The sequence below is a fragment of the Stenotrophomonas acidaminiphila genome (assembly GCA_002951995.1).
GTDB lineage: Bacteria > Pseudomonadota > Gammaproteobacteria > Xanthomonadales > Xanthomonadaceae > Stenotrophomonas > Stenotrophomonas acidaminiphila_A.
In genome coordinates, this window is record CP019797.1 from 1,792,368 (window position 1) to 1,808,658 (window position 16,291).

At 62.9% G+C, this 16,291-nt stretch carries 16 protein-coding genes and 2 pseudogenes; 4 read left to right on the forward strand and 14 right to left on the reverse strand.

Annotated features, from left to right (window positions below; translation table 11 throughout):
- The first annotated feature begins 15 nt into the window (after positions 1 to 15).
- The 4 genes and pseudogenes from B1L07_08065 (at position 16) to B1L07_08080 (ending at position 6,437) form a co-directional block, all read left to right on the forward strand.
- Positions 16 to 1,755 (forward strand): hypothetical protein, encoded by a 1,740-nt coding sequence (locus B1L07_08065; GenBank protein AUZ55048.1) that lies wholly within the window; start codon positions 16 to 18, stop codon positions 1,753 to 1,755.
- 585 nt (positions 1,756 to 2,340) lie between these two features.
- The gene (locus B1L07_08070) at positions 2,341 to 2,820 is read left to right on the forward strand and encodes a hypothetical protein (GenBank protein AUZ55049.1); all 480 of its coding nucleotides are present in this window, start codon (positions 2,341 to 2,343) and stop codon (positions 2,818 to 2,820) included.
- Positions 2,821 to 3,321: 501 nt separating this feature from the next.
- Entirely contained in the window at positions 3,322 to 5,022 is a 1,701-nt protein-coding gene (locus B1L07_08075) for a hypothetical protein (GenBank protein ID AUZ55050.1), read from the forward strand.
- Between the two features lie 1,265 nt (positions 5,023 to 6,287).
- Positions 6,288 to 6,437, forward strand: a pseudogene (locus B1L07_08080) (hypothetical protein).
- Positions 6,438 to 6,687: 250 nt separating this feature from the next.
- Here B1L07_08080 and B1L07_08085 read toward each other — a convergent pair.
- From B1L07_08085 to B1L07_08150, 14 genes and pseudogenes are all read right to left on the reverse strand, one after another.
- Positions 6,688 to 6,927, reverse strand: coding sequence for a hypothetical protein (locus B1L07_08085; protein AUZ55051.1), 240 nt, complete (start codon positions 6,925 to 6,927; stop codon positions 6,688 to 6,690).
- A gap of 179 nt (positions 6,928 to 7,106) precedes the next feature.
- Positions 7,107 to 8,428: pseudogene (locus B1L07_08090) on the reverse strand (Zona occludens toxin).
- Positions 8,429 to 8,431: 3 nt separating this feature from the next.
- Positions 8,432 to 8,830, reverse strand: coding sequence for a hypothetical protein (locus tag B1L07_08095; GenBank protein ID AUZ55052.1), 399 nt, complete (start codon positions 8,828 to 8,830; stop codon positions 8,432 to 8,434).
- A gap of 1,213 nt (positions 8,831 to 10,043) precedes the next feature.
- Positions 10,044 to 10,316 (reverse strand): hypothetical protein, encoded by a 273-nt coding sequence (locus B1L07_08100; protein ID AUZ55053.1) that lies wholly within the window; start codon positions 10,314 to 10,316, stop codon positions 10,044 to 10,046.
- Positions 10,317 to 10,500: 184 nt separating this feature from the next.
- Complete coding sequence (locus tag B1L07_08105; GenBank protein AUZ55054.1) at positions 10,501 to 10,635, reverse strand: capsid protein; 135 nt, start codon at positions 10,633 to 10,635, stop codon at positions 10,501 to 10,503.
- Between the two features lie 48 nt (positions 10,636 to 10,683).
- Positions 10,684 to 10,941, reverse strand: a complete 258-nt coding sequence (locus B1L07_08110; protein ID AUZ55055.1) for a hypothetical protein — start codon at positions 10,939 to 10,941, stop codon at positions 10,684 to 10,686.
- Positions 10,942 to 10,945: 4 nt separating this feature from the next.
- A complete protein-coding gene (locus B1L07_08115; GenBank protein AUZ55056.1) occupies positions 10,946 to 11,221 on the reverse strand; it encodes a single-stranded DNA-binding protein in 276 nt (91 codons plus the stop codon).
- An 89-nt stretch (positions 11,222 to 11,310) separates the two neighbouring features.
- The gene (locus B1L07_08120) at positions 11,311 to 12,363 is read right to left on the reverse strand and encodes a hypothetical protein (GenBank protein AUZ55057.1); all 1,053 of its coding nucleotides are present in this window, start codon (positions 12,361 to 12,363) and stop codon (positions 11,311 to 11,313) included.
- Positions 12,364 to 12,424: 61 nt separating this feature from the next.
- Positions 12,425 to 12,748 (reverse strand): hypothetical protein, encoded by a 324-nt coding sequence (locus B1L07_08125; protein ID AUZ55058.1) that lies wholly within the window; start codon positions 12,746 to 12,748, stop codon positions 12,425 to 12,427.
- Between the two features lie 95 nt (positions 12,749 to 12,843).
- Positions 12,844 to 13,047: a hypothetical protein gene (locus B1L07_08130; protein ID AUZ55059.1), complete on the reverse strand. Its 204-nt coding sequence runs from the start codon at positions 13,045 to 13,047 to the stop codon at positions 12,844 to 12,846.
- Positions 13,048 to 13,163: 116 nt separating this feature from the next.
- On the reverse strand, positions 13,164 to 13,370 hold the full coding sequence (locus tag B1L07_08135) for a hypothetical protein (GenBank protein AUZ55060.1): 207 nt from the start codon (positions 13,368 to 13,370) through the stop codon (positions 13,164 to 13,166).
- Between the two features lie 140 nt (positions 13,371 to 13,510).
- Complete coding sequence (locus B1L07_08140) at positions 13,511 to 14,248, reverse strand: copper homeostasis protein CutC (GenBank protein ID AUZ55061.1); 738 nt, start codon at positions 14,246 to 14,248, stop codon at positions 13,511 to 13,513.
- Entirely contained in the window at positions 14,245 to 15,249 is a 1,005-nt protein-coding gene (locus B1L07_08145; GenBank protein ID AUZ55062.1) for a N(4)-(beta-N-acetylglucosaminyl)-L-asparaginase, read from the reverse strand. Before B1L07_08145 ends, B1L07_08140 begins: the two co-directional genes overlap by 4 nt.
- The gene (locus B1L07_08150) at positions 15,246 to 16,289 is read right to left on the reverse strand and encodes a glucokinase (protein ID AUZ55063.1); all 1,044 of its coding nucleotides are present in this window, start codon (positions 16,287 to 16,289) and stop codon (positions 15,246 to 15,248) included. Before B1L07_08150 ends, B1L07_08145 begins: the two co-directional genes overlap by 4 nt.
- Positions 16,290 to 16,291 lie beyond the last annotated feature (2 nt).

Sequence of the window (16,291 nt, forward strand, 5' to 3'; positions counted from 1 at the left end):
GCCCCTCCCCCCGCCATGTTCAGTGCGACCCGGCCCCCGGGGCGCGACCGACGGAGCGACGTGATGCTCGATCCCTCAAACTTTCAGCACTTCCTGGAGGCGAGCCCGCTTCCGATGTGGGTTTATGAAATTGAAACCCTGCAGTTTGTCTGGGCCAACCAGGCCGCGGTCAACCATTACGGCTACAGCCTGGCGGAGTTTCGGGGGATGACCATTCTGGACATACGCCCGGCCGAGGCCCGTCCCGAGGTCACGATGCTCGCGCGTAGTGAGGATCGGATAGGCGCGAACAAGTCGAGGCTTTGGCAGCATCTGACCAAAGACGGCACCATGCTCGACGTGCGCGTCGCCACCGTGGACCTGCTGCCATCCGGATGCGGTTTGCGCCTGGCGCTGGTAGAGGATGTGAGCTCCTTTACGTCCATGACGCATGCGCTGGAGCACATGGCGAAGCATGATGCGGCTACCGGGCTGCTCAATCCACAAGCTCTCGCTCATCTGCTTGATGGCGGACTACTCGGCGCCCGTTACGAAATTGCCGCCCTGCGTCTGCATGGGCTTACCGAAATTTCCGATCTGTTTGGCAACAGCGTCGCACTTGCTATCGCGAAAGAGGCGATCTCCTTCCTTGGGAACGGAAGGACCGGGGAGCTTTGGGGGTTTCAGCCTCCCAACTGCATCCTGGTGGCCAGTGCGCATGGTGAGGATCTGCGGGAGCTGGTTGTCAGGGCCGGTGATTTTCTGGAGAAACCGGTCCGCGCAGAGGGTGGGCAATGGCAGGTTTATCTGCGCTGTGGCCTGTCTCGCTTTCCGCATGATGGGAGGCGAGCTGAACAGATAATTGCATGTGCTGGGCTCGCAGCGAGGTCGCGCGGCACGGAAAGCAATCCGTCCTCGCCCTCCGTATATACGGAGGCACTCGGTGAGCGCTCTCGACGGCGGAGATGGCTCGCCGTCGAGCTGCGGCGAGCGATACGGGGAGAAGAAATCGAAGTCTATTTCCAGCCGATTGTACCCGCCGTGGACAATGGCAACGGTGGAGGCTCACGCAAGTACGAGGCATTGTCCCGCTGGAAGCTTAACGGCGAGCCGGTGCAGCCTACGGAGTTCATTCCAATCGTCGAAAGCGTAGGGCTGAGCAAGGAGCTTCTGCGCCTCATAATGAAGCGTTCCTTCGAGGTGATATCCATCCATAGGAAGCATGGTTTGGATTGCCTGGTGACCATCAACGTACCGGCGATCGCCTCGGTCCTGGCAGATCTGCCGAGTGAGTTATTGGAAATCAGTGAGCTGCATGGCCTCCGACCAGATTGTATTGGCATCGAAGTCACCGAATCCGCGCTGATTGACGACGCCGCCCATTGGCGGAAGAGCTTCGCAGTTCTCCGCTACATGGGTGTCCACGTAGCCATCGATGACTTCGGTACAGGCTTCAATTCGCTCTCGTACCTGGACCTTCTGCCGGCTGACGTAATCAAGCTCGATCGCACATTCATTGGCCAGATTTCCCTGAATGACCGCCAGGCACTGATATGCGCCTCGATCATTCGGCTTGCCCACGGCCTTGGACTGAAGGTGGTTGCTGAGGGGGTGGAAAATGACGAGCAGCGTAAATGGCTGTTGAAGCATGGGTGTGATGAGTTTCAGGGCTACCTCATCGGCCGTCCCATGACGTTTGCCCAGGTTCTCGACTCCTTGTTGGCGGATGCCGGGCATGAAGGGGAACTCACCAACGATGCTGCATGGCATCCTTAGATTCAGCTTCGTGCTACATGGACGTGGAAATCCACTATGCCGAGGGTGGTGATTTCAGATCTTGCAGTCGGCATGGCACCGGCGATGAGGGTTGTCGTCCGCATGTCGCTCATCGAATCCAGTCATGCCGGTCATGTTGCCATGAGCGTGATTCCCGGGCGGCTTTCCGTTTCGGGCTTCCGGGGAGGCTTCCCGGTTGATGCAGGCGCGGCGTGCTCTCTCACCGAAGTTCCCCACCCGATAACCTGCACGTCTTTGGGCTGGCTTGGGGCAGACCACGTAAGCGTCGCCACGGATATCGGGACAGACGCCCATAGAGTTCAGGCAATGTCTCCAGAGGCAGGGCCGGGCGGTCGTCATCGATCTGAGTAGCGTACCAACCGGCGACATCGGGCGGTCGTGGCTGACCGTACCAGTATTTTTCCGGCTTGGGGCTTCTGAGGCTGGTCGGCCACGTCCAGGATACTGGCGCATGGCAAACAGGGGCAATTGCTCTGCCTAAACTTCCTCCGGCTCGCCGGGACAATTCACCGGAGGGCCCGACTGCGTCCATGAGGGACGCGGGGGTAGCCGGGGAGTGTGGTCATGTCGGCAGTGTTCACGGGTAACGGTCTGGGTCTGTTCAACACCTCGCTGAGCCAGTTGGGGTATGGGCTCGGTGGTGGTGCCGGGGTGGGGCAGGGGCGAGACAGCCAGTACGTGAATGCGGCCACCGGCAACCTGGTTTGGCAAAGCAGCGACGAGCATCTGGTGTTCCGCGGGCTTGGCGTGAACCTGACGCGGACATACAACAGCCTGGGACTGTTGTCCGAGGTCGGGGCCGATGGCTGGGTGACCGGCTTCGAGCGGCGGGTGGCGTTGCAGGGTGGTGTGTTCAACGCGGCTGGCAGCGTGATGCGGCGGTATTCCGGTGATGGCTCCTACCAGGACTTTCCGCTCTATGGGCGGACGCGATGGACAGCAACCATCGAGTACCGCTGGAACCATTGGAATCCATGCGCGATGGCGACAATGATGAGCTTGTTGCCTTCGTCGTTAGTGTCGTCGGACTGGGCTTGGGCCTGATGCTGGATGGGCAGTGCGCTTAACTTCAATGCTGAGATGCGATTCATGGAGCTGGAGTTCACTATTGCACGAGTCACTTCTCGACATCCCGGTGCGCCGTCGCGAGATGCTGATCGACCACTACATCCATCAGAAACAGTTTCAGGATATTGCGAGGGAGATGGGGGCAACCAAGGGCAGTGTATCTCAGCTGCATAAGTAGGGAATTACTGCACTCAGAGATTGCCTGCGGAGGCGAAATATGGAAAGGAGCAACTTCTTCTGAGTTCCTGTCTGCATCGGGCCTGGGGCTGTGGTCAATAACTGCCTGGTTGGAGGTTTTTCGAGGGTAGGGAGGGACTCATTCCGGCTCGGAAATGACATCCGCACCTCATCCACCTTGATAATCTGGCGGGGGCTCGGACAGTGCGTCACGGTACGCTCGTGCTTTGGGATAAAAGCAGGCCCCAACTGCGCTTTCCATCGGGCCTCACGCCCTGTTGACGGAGTCCAAGCCACACCATGAAAGCAAAGAACATCCGCATTTTCCTGACCGTGCTGTGGTCGATCCTGCCGGCGATGGCCTGGGCCGCCAGGCCGCAGGCGTCCGCCGATATCGCGGAGCTCAGCCGATGGCTGGCGCAGCGCCAGCGGGACAGCGGCGTGGTGGGTGTGTCGGCCGCGTTGGTCGTGGATGGAAAGATCGTGTGGAAACAGGGCTTCGGCTATGCGGACAAGAACGCTGGCATTGCCATGACCCCGGGCACCCAGGTCGGTATCGGCTCGGTGACCAAGACCTTCACCGCGTTGGCGGCCATGCAGCTGCAGGAGCAGGGCGTGGTCGATATCGACCAGCCGTTGTCCCGCTACCTGCCCGAGTTCCGTATCCGCACCCATGGCGAAGACCGCAACCAGGTGACGCTCAGGCGCCTGATCACCCACAGTTCCGGCGTGCCGACCGATGTTTTCCGCGACATGCGGAGCGATCAGGCCCGCTATACCGATGTGGTGACGCTGCTCAACCGGACCGCATTGGCGCATGCGCCCGGCACCGTGGGCCTGTATTCGAACGCTGGCTACAACCTGTTGGGGCACGCGCTGGTCAAGGCCAGCGGGATTGATTACCCGGACTACCTGAAACAGCGGATCTTCATGCCATTGGGCATGAACAACACCGGTTTCGCAGACGACCCGCATGCGGCCGGCCGCAGCAAGGCCTACGGGCCGGACGGTGCCGAGGCGGCGGCCTTCGAACTGCGCGACATCGCCTCCGGCGGCATCTATTCCACGGCGGAAGACCTGGCCGCCTATGCGGCGGCCTTGATGGCCGCGTATGGCGGCGAGCGCTCTCCTCTGGCCAGGGAAGCCACGGTCCGGTCGATGTTCACCCAGCGCAGCGACATTCCGATCGACACCAACAAGAAGGGACTGGGGTGGTTCCTGTTCCGCAACGACAGCGGCTTCGCCGCCTACCATGCCGGCAGCACGTTCTATTCCAATGCCGCAGTGCTGTTGATCCCGGAACAGCGGACGGCCGCGGTCATCCTGGCCAACACGGTGGGGAGCGATGCGATCTGCGAGCAGTTCGCTTTCCGCTGGCTGGAGGCACATGGCCTTTCGGTGAAGGATATCGTCCCGCTACCCGCGCCGCTGCCCATATCTTCCAGCGTTTCGCGTTCACGGCATGCGGGCTACTACGTGCAGAAGAACGGCTACGCGAAATTGGACGAAACCGAGACAGGCCTGTCCATCCGGCGCGACGCGGAAACCCACCGGGCGATCGAGACATCCCCTGGCGTGTTCACCGTGCAGGGTGCCGGCGAGGCGGACGGCGATCTCTACTACTTCCGTGATATCGGGCCGTACCACGTGCTGTTCTGGCGCCGGGGGCAGGGCGAGCGCCAGCTGGGCTACCGCATCGCGGACGACGCGCCCGGCACCCTGTGGAAGCAGCGGCTGGGCCGCTACCGGCCGGTCGGGTACACGATGCCGGGGTTCGAGAAGATCGCCGAGGCCGAGGTACGCCTGCAGGACGATGGCCTGCCGGTGCTGAAGGTCAGCTACAACACGGGCACGTTCACCTATCCATTGGTGCCGGTCGCCGCGGACGAGGCCCGGACCGGCGGGCTGGGCCCGAGCATGACGGGTGATGCGGTGTCGTTCGGTACGGATGCGGGAGGTAAGGTGATGACTTACCTGGGATTGACCTTTCGGAAGCAGTGATACGTGGGCTGGAGCTATCAGGACTCCCTGCGCAGAGCTCGCCTTTGTCGGATAGCCCTGGTAGACGGCCACGTCTGCAGTCAAGATCGCCAGCAAGAACCGGCGGGCTTACCGTTCTCTCGATGCACACCGGGACGAACTCAGCATCCAGATGACCTGTCGTCTGCCCGGGTGGCTCCCACCGATTACCCCAGTGCTGTGGCTGACAGAGTCGTAAGGAGCGCCCCTGTTGGTGAGCCCGCTTCCGGCCATCGCACGCACTAGAGGCGATGCGGGAGAGATGGCGAGCTTCTGAATTGACGCCACCATTTTGCGCTCATGTTTAAGGGAGAGGCGATGCGTACTAGCCAAGCTGTCTATTGGTTCATGTGCTTCCTGGTCTTTGCGGGTGCGTTGACTCTGGTTGGATGCGACAGGGCAAGCTGAAATGGTCGGAAGAGGTTCGGCTTGTGGATGGGCGAATGATTGTGGTTGCTCGGACTGCACAAGGGAGGACGTACTCGGAGCTTGGTGGTACCGGAGGTTGGAGGGATCCCGTGGAGATGTCGATTGCGATCACCAAAGCGCCGGGCGATATCAAACTGCCACCCGAATGGCGGGACACCTACGTGCCGGTGCTTCTTGATTACGACGAATCCGACAAATCATGGTCAATAGTGACGACCTTCTATTACTGCGAGACGTGGCATGCACTCGGAAGGCCGATACTCCCCTACATTGAGTACCGATCAGTAAACGGTGCCCCTTGGCAACGTGTGCCGCTTGAGGAAAGGCTTATTGATAGGAAGGCAAACATGTTGACGGGGCCTAGTACGGACGGAGAGCCAAGCTTCGTGACAGTTGAAGAGAAAGAAAGGATTCAGCTTCGCGCTGGATCTAAATATCAGCGAATTCTCCGTAGATGGGGTGGCGAGGAAGGAAATGGGTGCAGTTTCTAAACTGCTCAACAACATCTGCGTCGGTTTCCCAGCGTCTCCGTCGGGATCGCCCAAGATTCTCTGCGGTGAACACCTGAATCTCTTCGTCCTTGGGTGGACGCTGCGGCAAGCAAGAGACGATCCAGAGCCAGATCCACCTAAGCCGACGGAGGGCCAGAAGCGGGGCTTGGGGGAACAGGGCTGCGGCCACGCCCAGCACGATCAGGAGTGGTCCTGTATTTCGCATAATGTATATTATGTTAAATGCGAACAGGTCGCATCGGGTCCGCCGGCTCTTACGGTCGGCACCCATCCTGCCACGGCAATTGATGGCATGGAGCGTGTGACGTGAAGGACAGAAAGCTAACCGGCCACTGGGCCGGTTTCGCGTTTAAGAGCGGCCGTTTGGTCACTCCCGAGGGCCGCGAACTGGAGCCCCAAGACCTCGCGTGGTTGGGCCTAACGGCCACAATTGCGCAGGAATGGCGCACGATGATGGCCGAGGCAAGCATCGAACGTGGGGCGCCATGGCAGGCAATCGTGGCCCGGAGGCACCGTAAGAACGGCAAGCCCGCCCAGGTGGTCTATCTGCGCGACGAACTCAGGCTGGCGAGGGCCAAGAGGGAGAAAAAGCGGGCTTTGCATGAGGCGGTAGCGCTGGATTGCCGGGAGGACGCCGGTAGGCCGATCACACCGGGGCAGAAGCGCCGCCAGCGCGGGTGAATCGTTATCCGTAGGGGCTACGCCCCTACACCCCTGCCCCTGCATTGCGAGCCGCATAGAGAGCGTCCTCGCCGATCTTGCCGGCGGAATGGTGCCGCCGCACAAGCTCTTCGATGTACATATCACGCACGTCCGGTTCGCCATCGCGGATATTGCGCCGTACGGCATCAATCAGCGCCGCATCGCTGACCTCATGAAGCGTAGACAGCAGGAGCCCGAGGGCGCGCCGTCGCCGGTACAGTCGGGCCCGGACAGCGGCGGACATGGGTTTGCTCCCACTGCATGGGCGGCCACGCTTCCGCGCAGGCAACGGCAACTCCATTTCGACAGTGCCCGGGTCATTTGCGTCGCGCATCACGATATTCCTGTACTTGACGACTCGAAAATATCGTGACGCATCACGTATATCAAATGATCGCTGGTTATATGTGATGCGTCACGTATTTACAGGGTGCTGGTCGGCGGCGTGAAGCCGCCAATCGTCTGCGGCGGATTTCGCGGAAAGACGTCCGCACGACTCCCCTGCGAATAGGTCACGACCGCCCCGGGTACAGATGCGGGCGGCGCAGGCGTCTGTGACTCGCTCGCGCTCGTCAAAGGCGCCCCCGCCGCCGCGCGGATACGCTCAGTGGTTGCGTTAGATTGCTCGCCCATGGGATCAACAGGCCAACGTGTCGCGATGATCTCGTGACGCAGCGCTTTCAAGAGCACGCCATACTCCGTGCGCCTCACGGACCAGCCTAGCGCCCACAGCTGCTCAGTGGTGAATCGGTCCAACACCTGCCCTCCCCGGTGGCACGAAATTCCACCACGTCGCGGGATTCAAGGTATCCAGCATGGCGAACCCTTGAAGTTTCGGCCAAGTCCAAGATATAGCGAACGCCGGCGGGAACAGGCTCGCGCTTCTGATCCGGCGCAGTGGTGCTAACAACTGTCGCAGGCTGCGCACCTGGCGCGCCCTGCATGGCCGGGATGGCGGCCCGTTGACTCTCTACGACCTCGTGCACCTTGCTCACGACGCCGGTGCTTTCACCGCCGGAGAAGAAGAAACGAAGCAGCATGAAAATGCCGACGATGAGGCCGAGGCCGACCAGAATGGCGGGAGTGCGCAGCGTGCGCCATAGCGTGCGCGTGTTGCCCTTATAGACCTCATTGGACTCTACGCCCGGCTGCACGCCATGGTAGAGCTCCCAAATGGCGGGATCATACTTGCGGGTTTCAGTGCCGACGCACTCATACTTGCCGGTGCCGGTAGCCGCGTAGAACCTGACCGAATAGCGTTCATCCGCACCCAAGGCATCGAGCTTTGTATAGGCGTTCTTCTTCGCCATGCGGCGAATAATCAGGCGGTGCAGGTCCTTACAGTCCTGCGAAATGATGACCATATCGATGCTGATATGGCCGTGCTTGGCAAAGAAGTTTGCCGTGCGCTCGGGCAGGTTGGCGCGGTTCACCGGCCAATACTCTTGCGCCTCATCAACGACCACTAGCGCGTGCTTCTCAATGTGCGGGAACGAAATCGCGCCATCGTTGTCGGTGTCGCATACGCACCAATCCACCGCCTCTTTGTCGCCCATGATGTGCACCAAAGAGCGCACTTCATCATGCGGCATGCCGAGGTAGTCGGCGATCTTTTCGAGGTTCTCACGCACACCATTCAAGCGGACGTAGACATGCCGGCGAGCGCGAAGGGCCGGCAGAATGTGATGCAACACGGCCTCATAGCTCTTGCCGCTACGAGGCAACCCCTCATGCCCAAAGATCATGGTTTAAGTCCACTGGAAGAGAGTGAGGAACACGCGCAACAGGCGGAATATCAATGCAGCCGCAAGGAGCGCCATCGCTTCGCCGACGCGAAGCTGCCCGACAATAAATGCTGTCCATGGGCCGGCTGCACTCAGCATTCCGCAGAAGCTCACGTCCGTCAGGAAGTCCGGCGACGGAATCAGGTAGACGATTGCGCTTACAAACGACAGCACTAGCTCAATGAAATCCGTTTGCAGATCGTGGGCGAAGAACACCACGTCAGCCCATAGTGACGTGATCTGCTCGCGCGCCCAGGTGGTGAGGGCGGTGACAGGCCCGACCCCATCCGCAGCCGCCCACGAGGCAGAGACAGCGAGGACGAGGAGTGCGGCAAAGAGAACAAAGACGTGCTTTCGATTCATAGGAGTGCCCACCGAAGCGCGACGACGCTAGCGCCTGCCAAGAAAACGAATCCTGCGAACTGGAACAACTCAAGAAGCGGGCCGCTACATAGGCTCGATAGATCAAAGCTCCCCGCATACTCGCCGCCGTCCCAAGATGCATTAGGGCAGCCGCCAGCGCCGGTGCACTCTCCGAAAAAGCCCCTCACCTTAGAAAGTATCGGAGCGCCCTCAACGCGAGACTTAAAATCCGCAAGCACCTGCGGAACTGTCTTACCTGATGGCGTGTATAGCCGCCCCGTCGTCGGTCCTGGCGCACCGCCACCCCCATCACCTTCAATCGTCACTCGGCACGGCGGATAGCTACCGTAACCGCACGGCGATCCCCCTGCCCTGTTTCCCCGCCGGGATTCGTGCCACCGCCCGGGTCAGTACCGCCACCGGGATCGGTGCCACCGCCCGGGTCAGTGCCGCCACCCGGATCGGTCCCACCCCCTTCGCCCGGATCCGTTTCGCAGCCCTCAGCTGAGGGGTTTTCCTCGCAGGTTTCCGGCTCGGGATCGGGATCCGGATCGGGAGGGATCAACTCAGATGGCACGGGATCATTGCCAGTAGCGCAGACCTCGCCAGTGGGGAACAGAGTAGTAGCGGGCCCGCCGACCGGCCCCCGTTGAGTGCGGTGTCATAGACGCAGCCCACGACGCAGACAAGGCCGCCGACACCGGGCCCCGGGCCTTTGTACCCCGGAATCTCGGGGCGCGATGCACACAACCCCTCATAGCGCGAAAGCACCTCAGGTGAGGTGTACGTCTCACTAGACAGCGACCGCGCAACAACGGCATATCCGTCGCCCTTCACGAAGGAATAGCCGGGCGCTTGCCGAAGCTGATTGAGGGACCAGATAACGAAATACAGGTCGGCATAGTTATTGGTGCGGACCTTTTCAGCGTGCTGCGCGTAGATATAGCGATAGGAATGCCCCTCATCGCAATCAACGTAGTACGAGCCGGACGAATGCAGATAGGGCTTACATGTCGAGGATGGCAACGACGCATGCGCGGCGAAGCCCCAGCAGAACCCCGCAACGGCCGCAAGGGCCACCAGCCAGCGCAAGCGAACGATCGCGCGCAGGAAGCTGCCGAGCCCGGTCATTGACTTGCTTCATTGAATGCCAGGGCTACGGCGTGCCCCGCGATCCCACCGATAAACGCAAACACCATGCAGACAAACATGTTCACTCCCCCTCGCGCGTAGCACCACAGAAAATGCACTCGTCTCCGTCAAAGTCGTGGCCCGTCTCAGCACACACGACCTCATCAACATCACCCGCCTCATCATCGGCGTGGGAATCCTCTTCATCGTCCAACTCACGATCCGAGAAGAACCCCGCGATCTTGTCGACACACCAGCGCCCGAACCACGGCAGCGCCATCAACGCGCCAGCACCGACGATGGCAGCGACAACCAGCGCGACGGACAGCCCTTTCAGCACACCGCTAAAGTCCATGGGAACCTTCCCTAGTAGTCGATTACTTGTTGGCACTCGCGGCAGAACAAGGTGCCGTCATCAAGCACGATCACGTCATCACCGCAGCACTCGGGCACCAGTCGTCATCGTCCCCATCGGTGATCGCGTCATCAGGCTCTGTATTCATTGGATAGCGGGGCCGGTTTCCCGGCCCCCTTTGGCATCAACGGAAGAACGTGGCGACCTTGTTGGTGGCCCAGCGGGCGAAGCCCGGGGCGGCCTTGATGGCGCCGGCACCGATGATGGCGCTCACGGCGCTGGTGACGACGATGCCCGACAGAATCTCGCTGAAATCCATGGTTTTGCTCCCTTGTTGGTTGTGCGCGAAATGCGCGATGTGGGCTGGTCAGGCCCGCTCAGTACTGACCGACTTGACGACGGCGCCGACCACGTACCCCACAACGTGGAACGTGAGAACAAGGCCAAACACCCCCGTAAACCATGCGGCCGCAACTTCCGGTTCCGGCCACTTGAAGAGATCGACCAGAATGGATGCCTGGGCGTGTTCGGCGGCCGAAGGCATCACATAGCCCGCGCATTCGGAGACAGGCTGTCCAGTAGGGACGAGCGTGCCGTCGGCCTGCAGAACGACGCACAGGGCCATCTGCTTAAGCCTTCGCCGGCAGCAGCACGGTGTACTTGCTCAGGTTGAGCGCGCCGCGGTTGACGGAAACCATGGAATCCATGTCGAGCGTGTACTCGCCGACCGGGTAGGCGCGCTGGCCGGCTTCCAGACGCACATCGAACGGATAGGCGAAGCCGCCCGCTTCGAGCTTCGCTTTCTGCTTGCGCGTGGTGTAGTTGATCTGGTCGCCGTTGCGGCCCTCGAAAGTGCCGTCGCGCTCTTCCACCTGGGCAGACAACACAGTGACTTTGATGCTCATGATTCTCTTCTCCGTTGTGCCCGCTATGTCGGGCGTAAGTAAGCTGCATGACCTGTCATCCGCGCCCGCAGCTATCAGGCGCGCAGGATTCAATCTCCGACAGACACCTGCCGGGTTTCGGATTCGATTTCGCTTGAAGGCGCGAACAGGACAGCCACGAGCAGTTGCGCAGCGTCATCGGGACGCGGGCACCACGCCGGCAGTGTCGAGCGCGCAGTACCCAGCACCAGCCGCGCGAGCGTGGCCTCATCGCCGCCAGCGGCGTGCAGCATCGCGTTGAGCATGGGGCCGTACTGGCGACGGAAATGCGCCACGTACCGCTTACAGTTCGCCATCATCTTTTCGACCGCGATGCGCAGGCGTTCGCCGATGCCGCCTACGAAGTCGAGCACCGGATAAGTGCCGACCAGATACGGCGCGGGATCGACCAGCATATCGAGCGGCAATTCGCGCCGGTTGCTGGCATGAAACTCGCCCTCATAGCGCACCCACTCGGACGCGGGATCACCCTGCTCCCTGCCCTTTTCGTACACCCGCAGTTGGTTTTCCGACTTGCGGCTGCCGACATAGAAGGTCTTACCAGTGCGGTTCCCCATGTCATCAATGAGGCGCGCTTTCGGGCGCTGTCCGCGGCGGTCGAAATCGCCATCGTTATAGCGATCAATAGCCCACTGCACCGGATACAGGCCGGCGAAGTCATCGGCGGCGATATCCACGCGCGTCAGCCGCGCATCGACAATGCCAAGCGCCGTAGCGAGGGACGACCACCGCTGCGCATGGTCATCCCCGGCGCTTGCTTCAAACACGCGGCAGCCGTCGCCGGTCAATTCAAGACGGGCGGTATAGGTGCCATCGCGGCGAATGGTGTTCAGGCCACCGAACTCCAACAGGCCGACATGCTCGCCACCCACACGCAACGCCACGCGCCAGTTGTAGAACCGGCCGCGCGACGGGGCGCCAAGCTCATACAGGCCCGGGAAGAAGTGATCCGCCAGCGCTTGGGCGACAGCCGGGGCACAGGCACCGACAACGCCGTTCAGGTCGGCACAGACCGCATCGCGGTCCTCAGGCACGTGATGGAACGCATAGGCGTCCAGAACAGCGAACAGATCGAAGGAGCAGGCTACCCAGTCGATAACCACCCCGATCCGTTCAGGTTCACTGACTCCCCTGTTAGACGCGGGGAGTCCAGAAGCTGCGGCATCAACCATGGCCGGCGCCCTCCCCGAAAACCACGGTGCAGCTATCACCTAGTACCGACACGACGCGGTACTGCCGGCGACCACGCAGGAGCGCGTTCCACCACTTCACGCGCTCAACGGCCCATGCCACGTCCTGGCCGTAGCGGCATTTCAGCGTCCAGCCGGGGACGCCTACGATGCGCTGCTGTATCCAGTACTCGGCCACTGGCGCGGCCATGACCGCTTGCACGTCGGCGTCCAGCGGGTAGACGCCCGGAACGGACTCATGGAAGCGCGCATGAAGTACGCGACGGTCCACGCCCAAGAGCCGGCCGTTAGCAGCCATGGCCCTTTCTCCAGCGCACATAGCTGAGGATGACGCGCGGTGCGACGCACAAAACCAGCACGCCGATTGCGGCGTATCGAACCGCGTCAGGCAGGTCAGCCATGACGCACCCCAATGGCGCGCTCGGCGGCGATGACGGCGGCCTCCATCTGCGCCCAGGTAATGAGCCGGTCCGCCTGATGCCGCGCATGCCGTGACGCATCACGGTAATCCAGACGCCACACCCACAGCCAAACCAGTCCCCATCCGATCAACAGCGCGGAACCCAGCGCCAGACCTTGCATGATTTCGTAATGCATCACGGAATCCCCCACCCTGCGCCCTGAGCCCGCACACCCGGGCAGGGCGACCGGGGGCGGGCGTGTCCTACGGCATAGGACACGGCGTGGATGTAACATCACATAGGACACTCCTGTCAAACGGTGTAGGACATGCAGACGATCAATCGGCTCATCGACGCAGCGCGCAAGGCATGCGACCGCGAATCGGACATGGCGCTAGCCGAGAAAATGAAGGTCGCCCGAAACTCGGTTTCGGTCTGGAGGAAGGGCGGAAAGATCACCGACGAGCACCTGGCGGCGCTGGTGGAATTGGCAAAAGCCGACCCGTCCGAAGCGATCAAGGTCCGGGCCGAACAGGCATCATCAAAGGCTGAAATTCGCCTTTGGAATCATATGCTTACGCGACTATCAGCGGCCGCACTGCTCGGGTCAATGTATATTATGTAAAAATCCGATCAGCGAAGCAGGCCAGCCCGCATGCTCACACTAGCTGGTCCAATGCCTGCCGCAATGCACTTACCTGTTCCGCATCGGATTGGATCCAGTCGCTTTCCAGGCCGATGAGCGCCGGGTTGTGGTGGCGCATGGTCGAGCGGCGTAGCGCCTTCGCCGAGGCATGGAGTTCGGTGCAGCCGCTGTATTCGGCGATCGTCGCGATGTTCCGCGCATTCAGGCCGGCGCCGGCCATCAGCCCGATGCGCCCGCCGGCCTGGGTGACCAGTTGCCGCAGCACGTGGCGGCCGGCCATGGCGCTGGCGGCGCCGCCGGAGCTGAGGACGCGCTGGCAACCCAGGTCGATGATCGCTTCCAGGGCCGCCGGCAGATCACGGGCGGCGTCGAAGGCACGGTGGAATGTGGTGCCCAGCGGGCCGGCCGCCGCGACCAGTTCCCGGCACAGCGCGACGTCGACATCGCCGTCAACGGTGAGCGCGCCGATCACCACGCCATCGCAGCCCAGTTGCCGGCAGCTTTCGATGTCGCGCAGCATGATCTCGGCTTCCTGGGTGTCGTAATGGAAATCGCCCGGTCGCGGCCGGATCAGGACGAACAGCGGAATCCGCAGGCGGTCGCGGGCCACGGCGACACTGCCGCGCGACGGCGTGGTGCCGCCCTGGGCCAGGTTGTCGAACAGTTCGATGCGGTCGGCGCCGCCGGCCTGCGCGGCCAGCGCCGAGGCGACCGAGTTGCTGGCGATCTCCAGCAGGCGGCGCCCGCTCATGTCTGCTCGCTGGTGTAGACCGAACGGGAATCCAGCAGCGTGTCCTGCCTGCGCGCATCGCAGACCGCGTACACGAAGCCGCGATGCAGGGCGTAGGCGCCGACGTCGCCGTTCCTGCCCATGGCAAGGAAGCACACCTGCAGGGTACGGCTGGCTTCGGGGCGCTTGTGCACTACCCGCTCGATGGCTTCGCGGCAGGCGTCGGCCGGCGAGCGTCCCTGGCGCATCAGTTCCACTACCAGGAACGAGGCCGCGTTGCGGATCATTTCCTCGCCCATGCCCGACGCCGTGGCCGCGCCGACTTCGTTGTCGACGTACAGCCCGGCACCGATGACCGGGCTGTCACCGACGCGGCCGTGCATCTTGAAGGCCATGCCGCTGGTGGTGCAGGCACCGGCCATGTGGCCGTTGCCATCGATGGCGAGGATGCCGAGGGTGTCGTGGTTGTCCTTGTCGCCCGGGCGCCCGCGACGCTCGGCGTTGATCTGCGGCGCGTAGTGTTCGGTCTTCAGCCATTCGCGCCAGGCGTGTTCGGCTTCCGGGGTGAGCAGCCTGCGCCGCTCGAAGCCCTGCTGCACGGCGAACTGCTGCGCGCCCTCGCCCACCAGCATCACGTGCGGGGTCTGTTCCATCACCCGGCGCGCGACCGATACCGGGTGCAGGATGTCGCTCAGCGCCGCGACCGATCCGCAACGGCCATCGCCGGCCATGATGCTGGCATCCAGCGTCAGCACGCCATCGCGGTCCGGGTTGCCGCAGCGGCCCACGGTGGGGTTGCACAGGTCGCTTTCGGCCCAGCGGGCGCCCGCCTCTACCGCATCCAGCGCGCTGCCGCCGGCCGCCAGTACCTTCCACGCGGCCTGGTTGGCGCCGACGCCGAAGTCCCAGGTGGAGACCACGCGCGCGCCATTGGCGGCCATGGGCGATGCCAGCATGCGTGGCGCGGCGCCGGCGGTGGCCAACAGCAGCGAGGTCTGCAGGAACTGCCTGCGGTTGTTCATAACGTCTCTCCCGTGGGAATGCGGCCGCGGCCGCTGGTGTCCGCATGCCAGGCCAGCGCGCCGAGCACGCCGAGTTCGCCGTCGTCGATGCGCCACACCGGCACCCGCTGCAGCGTGGACGACAATGCGCCCTTGGCCAGGAAGCGCTGCTGGAACCCGCCTTCGTGCAGCCACGGGGCGAGATGCCCGGTGATGCCGCCGGTGAGGTAGACCGAGCGGGCGCCGAAGGTGAGCGCGAGGTCGCCGGTGACGCTGCCCAGCCACGCGCAGAACGCGCGGATGCTGGCCAGTGCGAGCGGGTCATCGGCGGAACGCGCCGCCTGCACCAGCTCGGCCGGCGTCTGCCAGCGCGGTGCCACGCCTTCGCGCTCGCAAAGGCAGGCGTGAAGCGTCATCAGCCCGGGGCCGGACAGGATGCGCTCGCAGTCCACATGCCCATGGCGCTGCAGCAGCATGCGCAGCACGTCCAGCTCCAGCGCGTTGCCGGCGCTCAGCGCGGCGTGCCCGCCTTCGCTGGCCAGTACCGGCGGCTGGCTGTTCTCAAGGCGCAGCGCCACACCCAGCCCGGTGCCGGGGCCAAGCACCAGGGCCGGGCTACCGTGGTCATGGGCGGGGTCGCCGGACAACGGGTGCAGCGCATCGCGCGCGACGTGGGGGATGGCCTGGGCCACCGCCACGAAGTCGTTGATCAGCTCCAGTTCGCCCAGCCCCGACTCACGGCGGGTGGCGGCCAGCGAAACCGGCCACGCCAGGTTGGTGTTGAGCAGGCGGTCGCCCTCCAGCAGCCCGGCGATGGCCACCACCACGCGGCCAACCGGCGGCAGCGCAGGATCGGCGCGCAGGCCGCTGGCGTAATCCTGCAGGATCGCCGCCAGGCTTGGATGTTCGGCACAGGCGTAGCGGCGGAAACCGTTGATGCGGATCGGCTCGCCTGGTCGCAGGGTGGCCCAGCCCAGCCGGGCGTAGGTTCCGCCGACGTCGGCACCGATGATGGTCGTTGCCGGTACCGGCTCGCTCACTCTACCCTGCTCTACCGGCATGT

Bases quoted from the DNA above. Each gene is read 5' to 3' on its own strand.
- B1L07_08150 (AUZ55063.1), bottom strand. From the start codon at position 16,289: ATGCCGGTAGAGCAGGGTAGAGTGAGCGAGCCGGTACCGGCAACGACC.
- B1L07_08100 (AUZ55053.1), bottom strand. From the start codon at position 10,316: ATGGACTTTAGCGGTGTGCTGAAAGGGCTGTCCGTCGCGCTGGTTGTC.
- B1L07_08075 (AUZ55050.1), top strand. From the start codon at position 3,322: ATGAAAGCAAAGAACATCCGCATTTTCCTGACCGTGCTGTGGTCGATC.
- B1L07_08105 (AUZ55054.1), bottom strand. From the start codon at position 10,635: ATGGATTTCAGCGAGATTCTGTCGGGCATCGTCGTCACCAGCGCCGTG.
- B1L07_08065 (AUZ55048.1), top strand. From the start codon at position 16: ATGTTCAGTGCGACCCGGCCCCCGGGGCGCGACCGACGGAGCGACGTG.
- B1L07_08115 (AUZ55056.1), bottom strand. From the start codon at position 11,221: ATGAGCATCAAAGTCACTGTGTTGTCTGCCCAGGTGGAAGAGCGCGAC.
- B1L07_08095 (AUZ55052.1), bottom strand. From the start codon at position 8,830: ATGAATCGAAAGCACGTCTTTGTTCTCTTTGCCGCACTCCTCGTCCTC.
- B1L07_08130 (AUZ55059.1), bottom strand. From the start codon at position 13,047: ATGCATTACGAAATCATGCAAGGTCTGGCGCTGGGTTCCGCGCTGTTG.
- B1L07_08140 (AUZ55061.1), bottom strand. From the start codon at position 14,248: ATGAGCGGGCGCCGCCTGCTGGAGATCGCCAGCAACTCGGTCGCCTCG.
- B1L07_08085 (AUZ55051.1), bottom strand. From the start codon at position 6,927: ATGTCCGCCGCTGTCCGGGCCCGACTGTACCGGCGACGGCGCGCCCTC.
- B1L07_08110 (AUZ55055.1), bottom strand. From the start codon at position 10,941: ATGGCCCTGTGCGTCGTTCTGCAGGCCGACGGCACGCTCGTCCCTACT.
- B1L07_08125 (AUZ55058.1), bottom strand. From the start codon at position 12,748: ATGGCTGCTAACGGCCGGCTCTTGGGCGTGGACCGTCGCGTACTTCAT.
- B1L07_08145 (AUZ55062.1), bottom strand. From the start codon at position 15,249: ATGAACAACCGCAGGCAGTTCCTGCAGACCTCGCTGCTGTTGGCCACC.
- B1L07_08070 (AUZ55049.1), top strand. From the start codon at position 2,341: ATGTCGGCAGTGTTCACGGGTAACGGTCTGGGTCTGTTCAACACCTCG.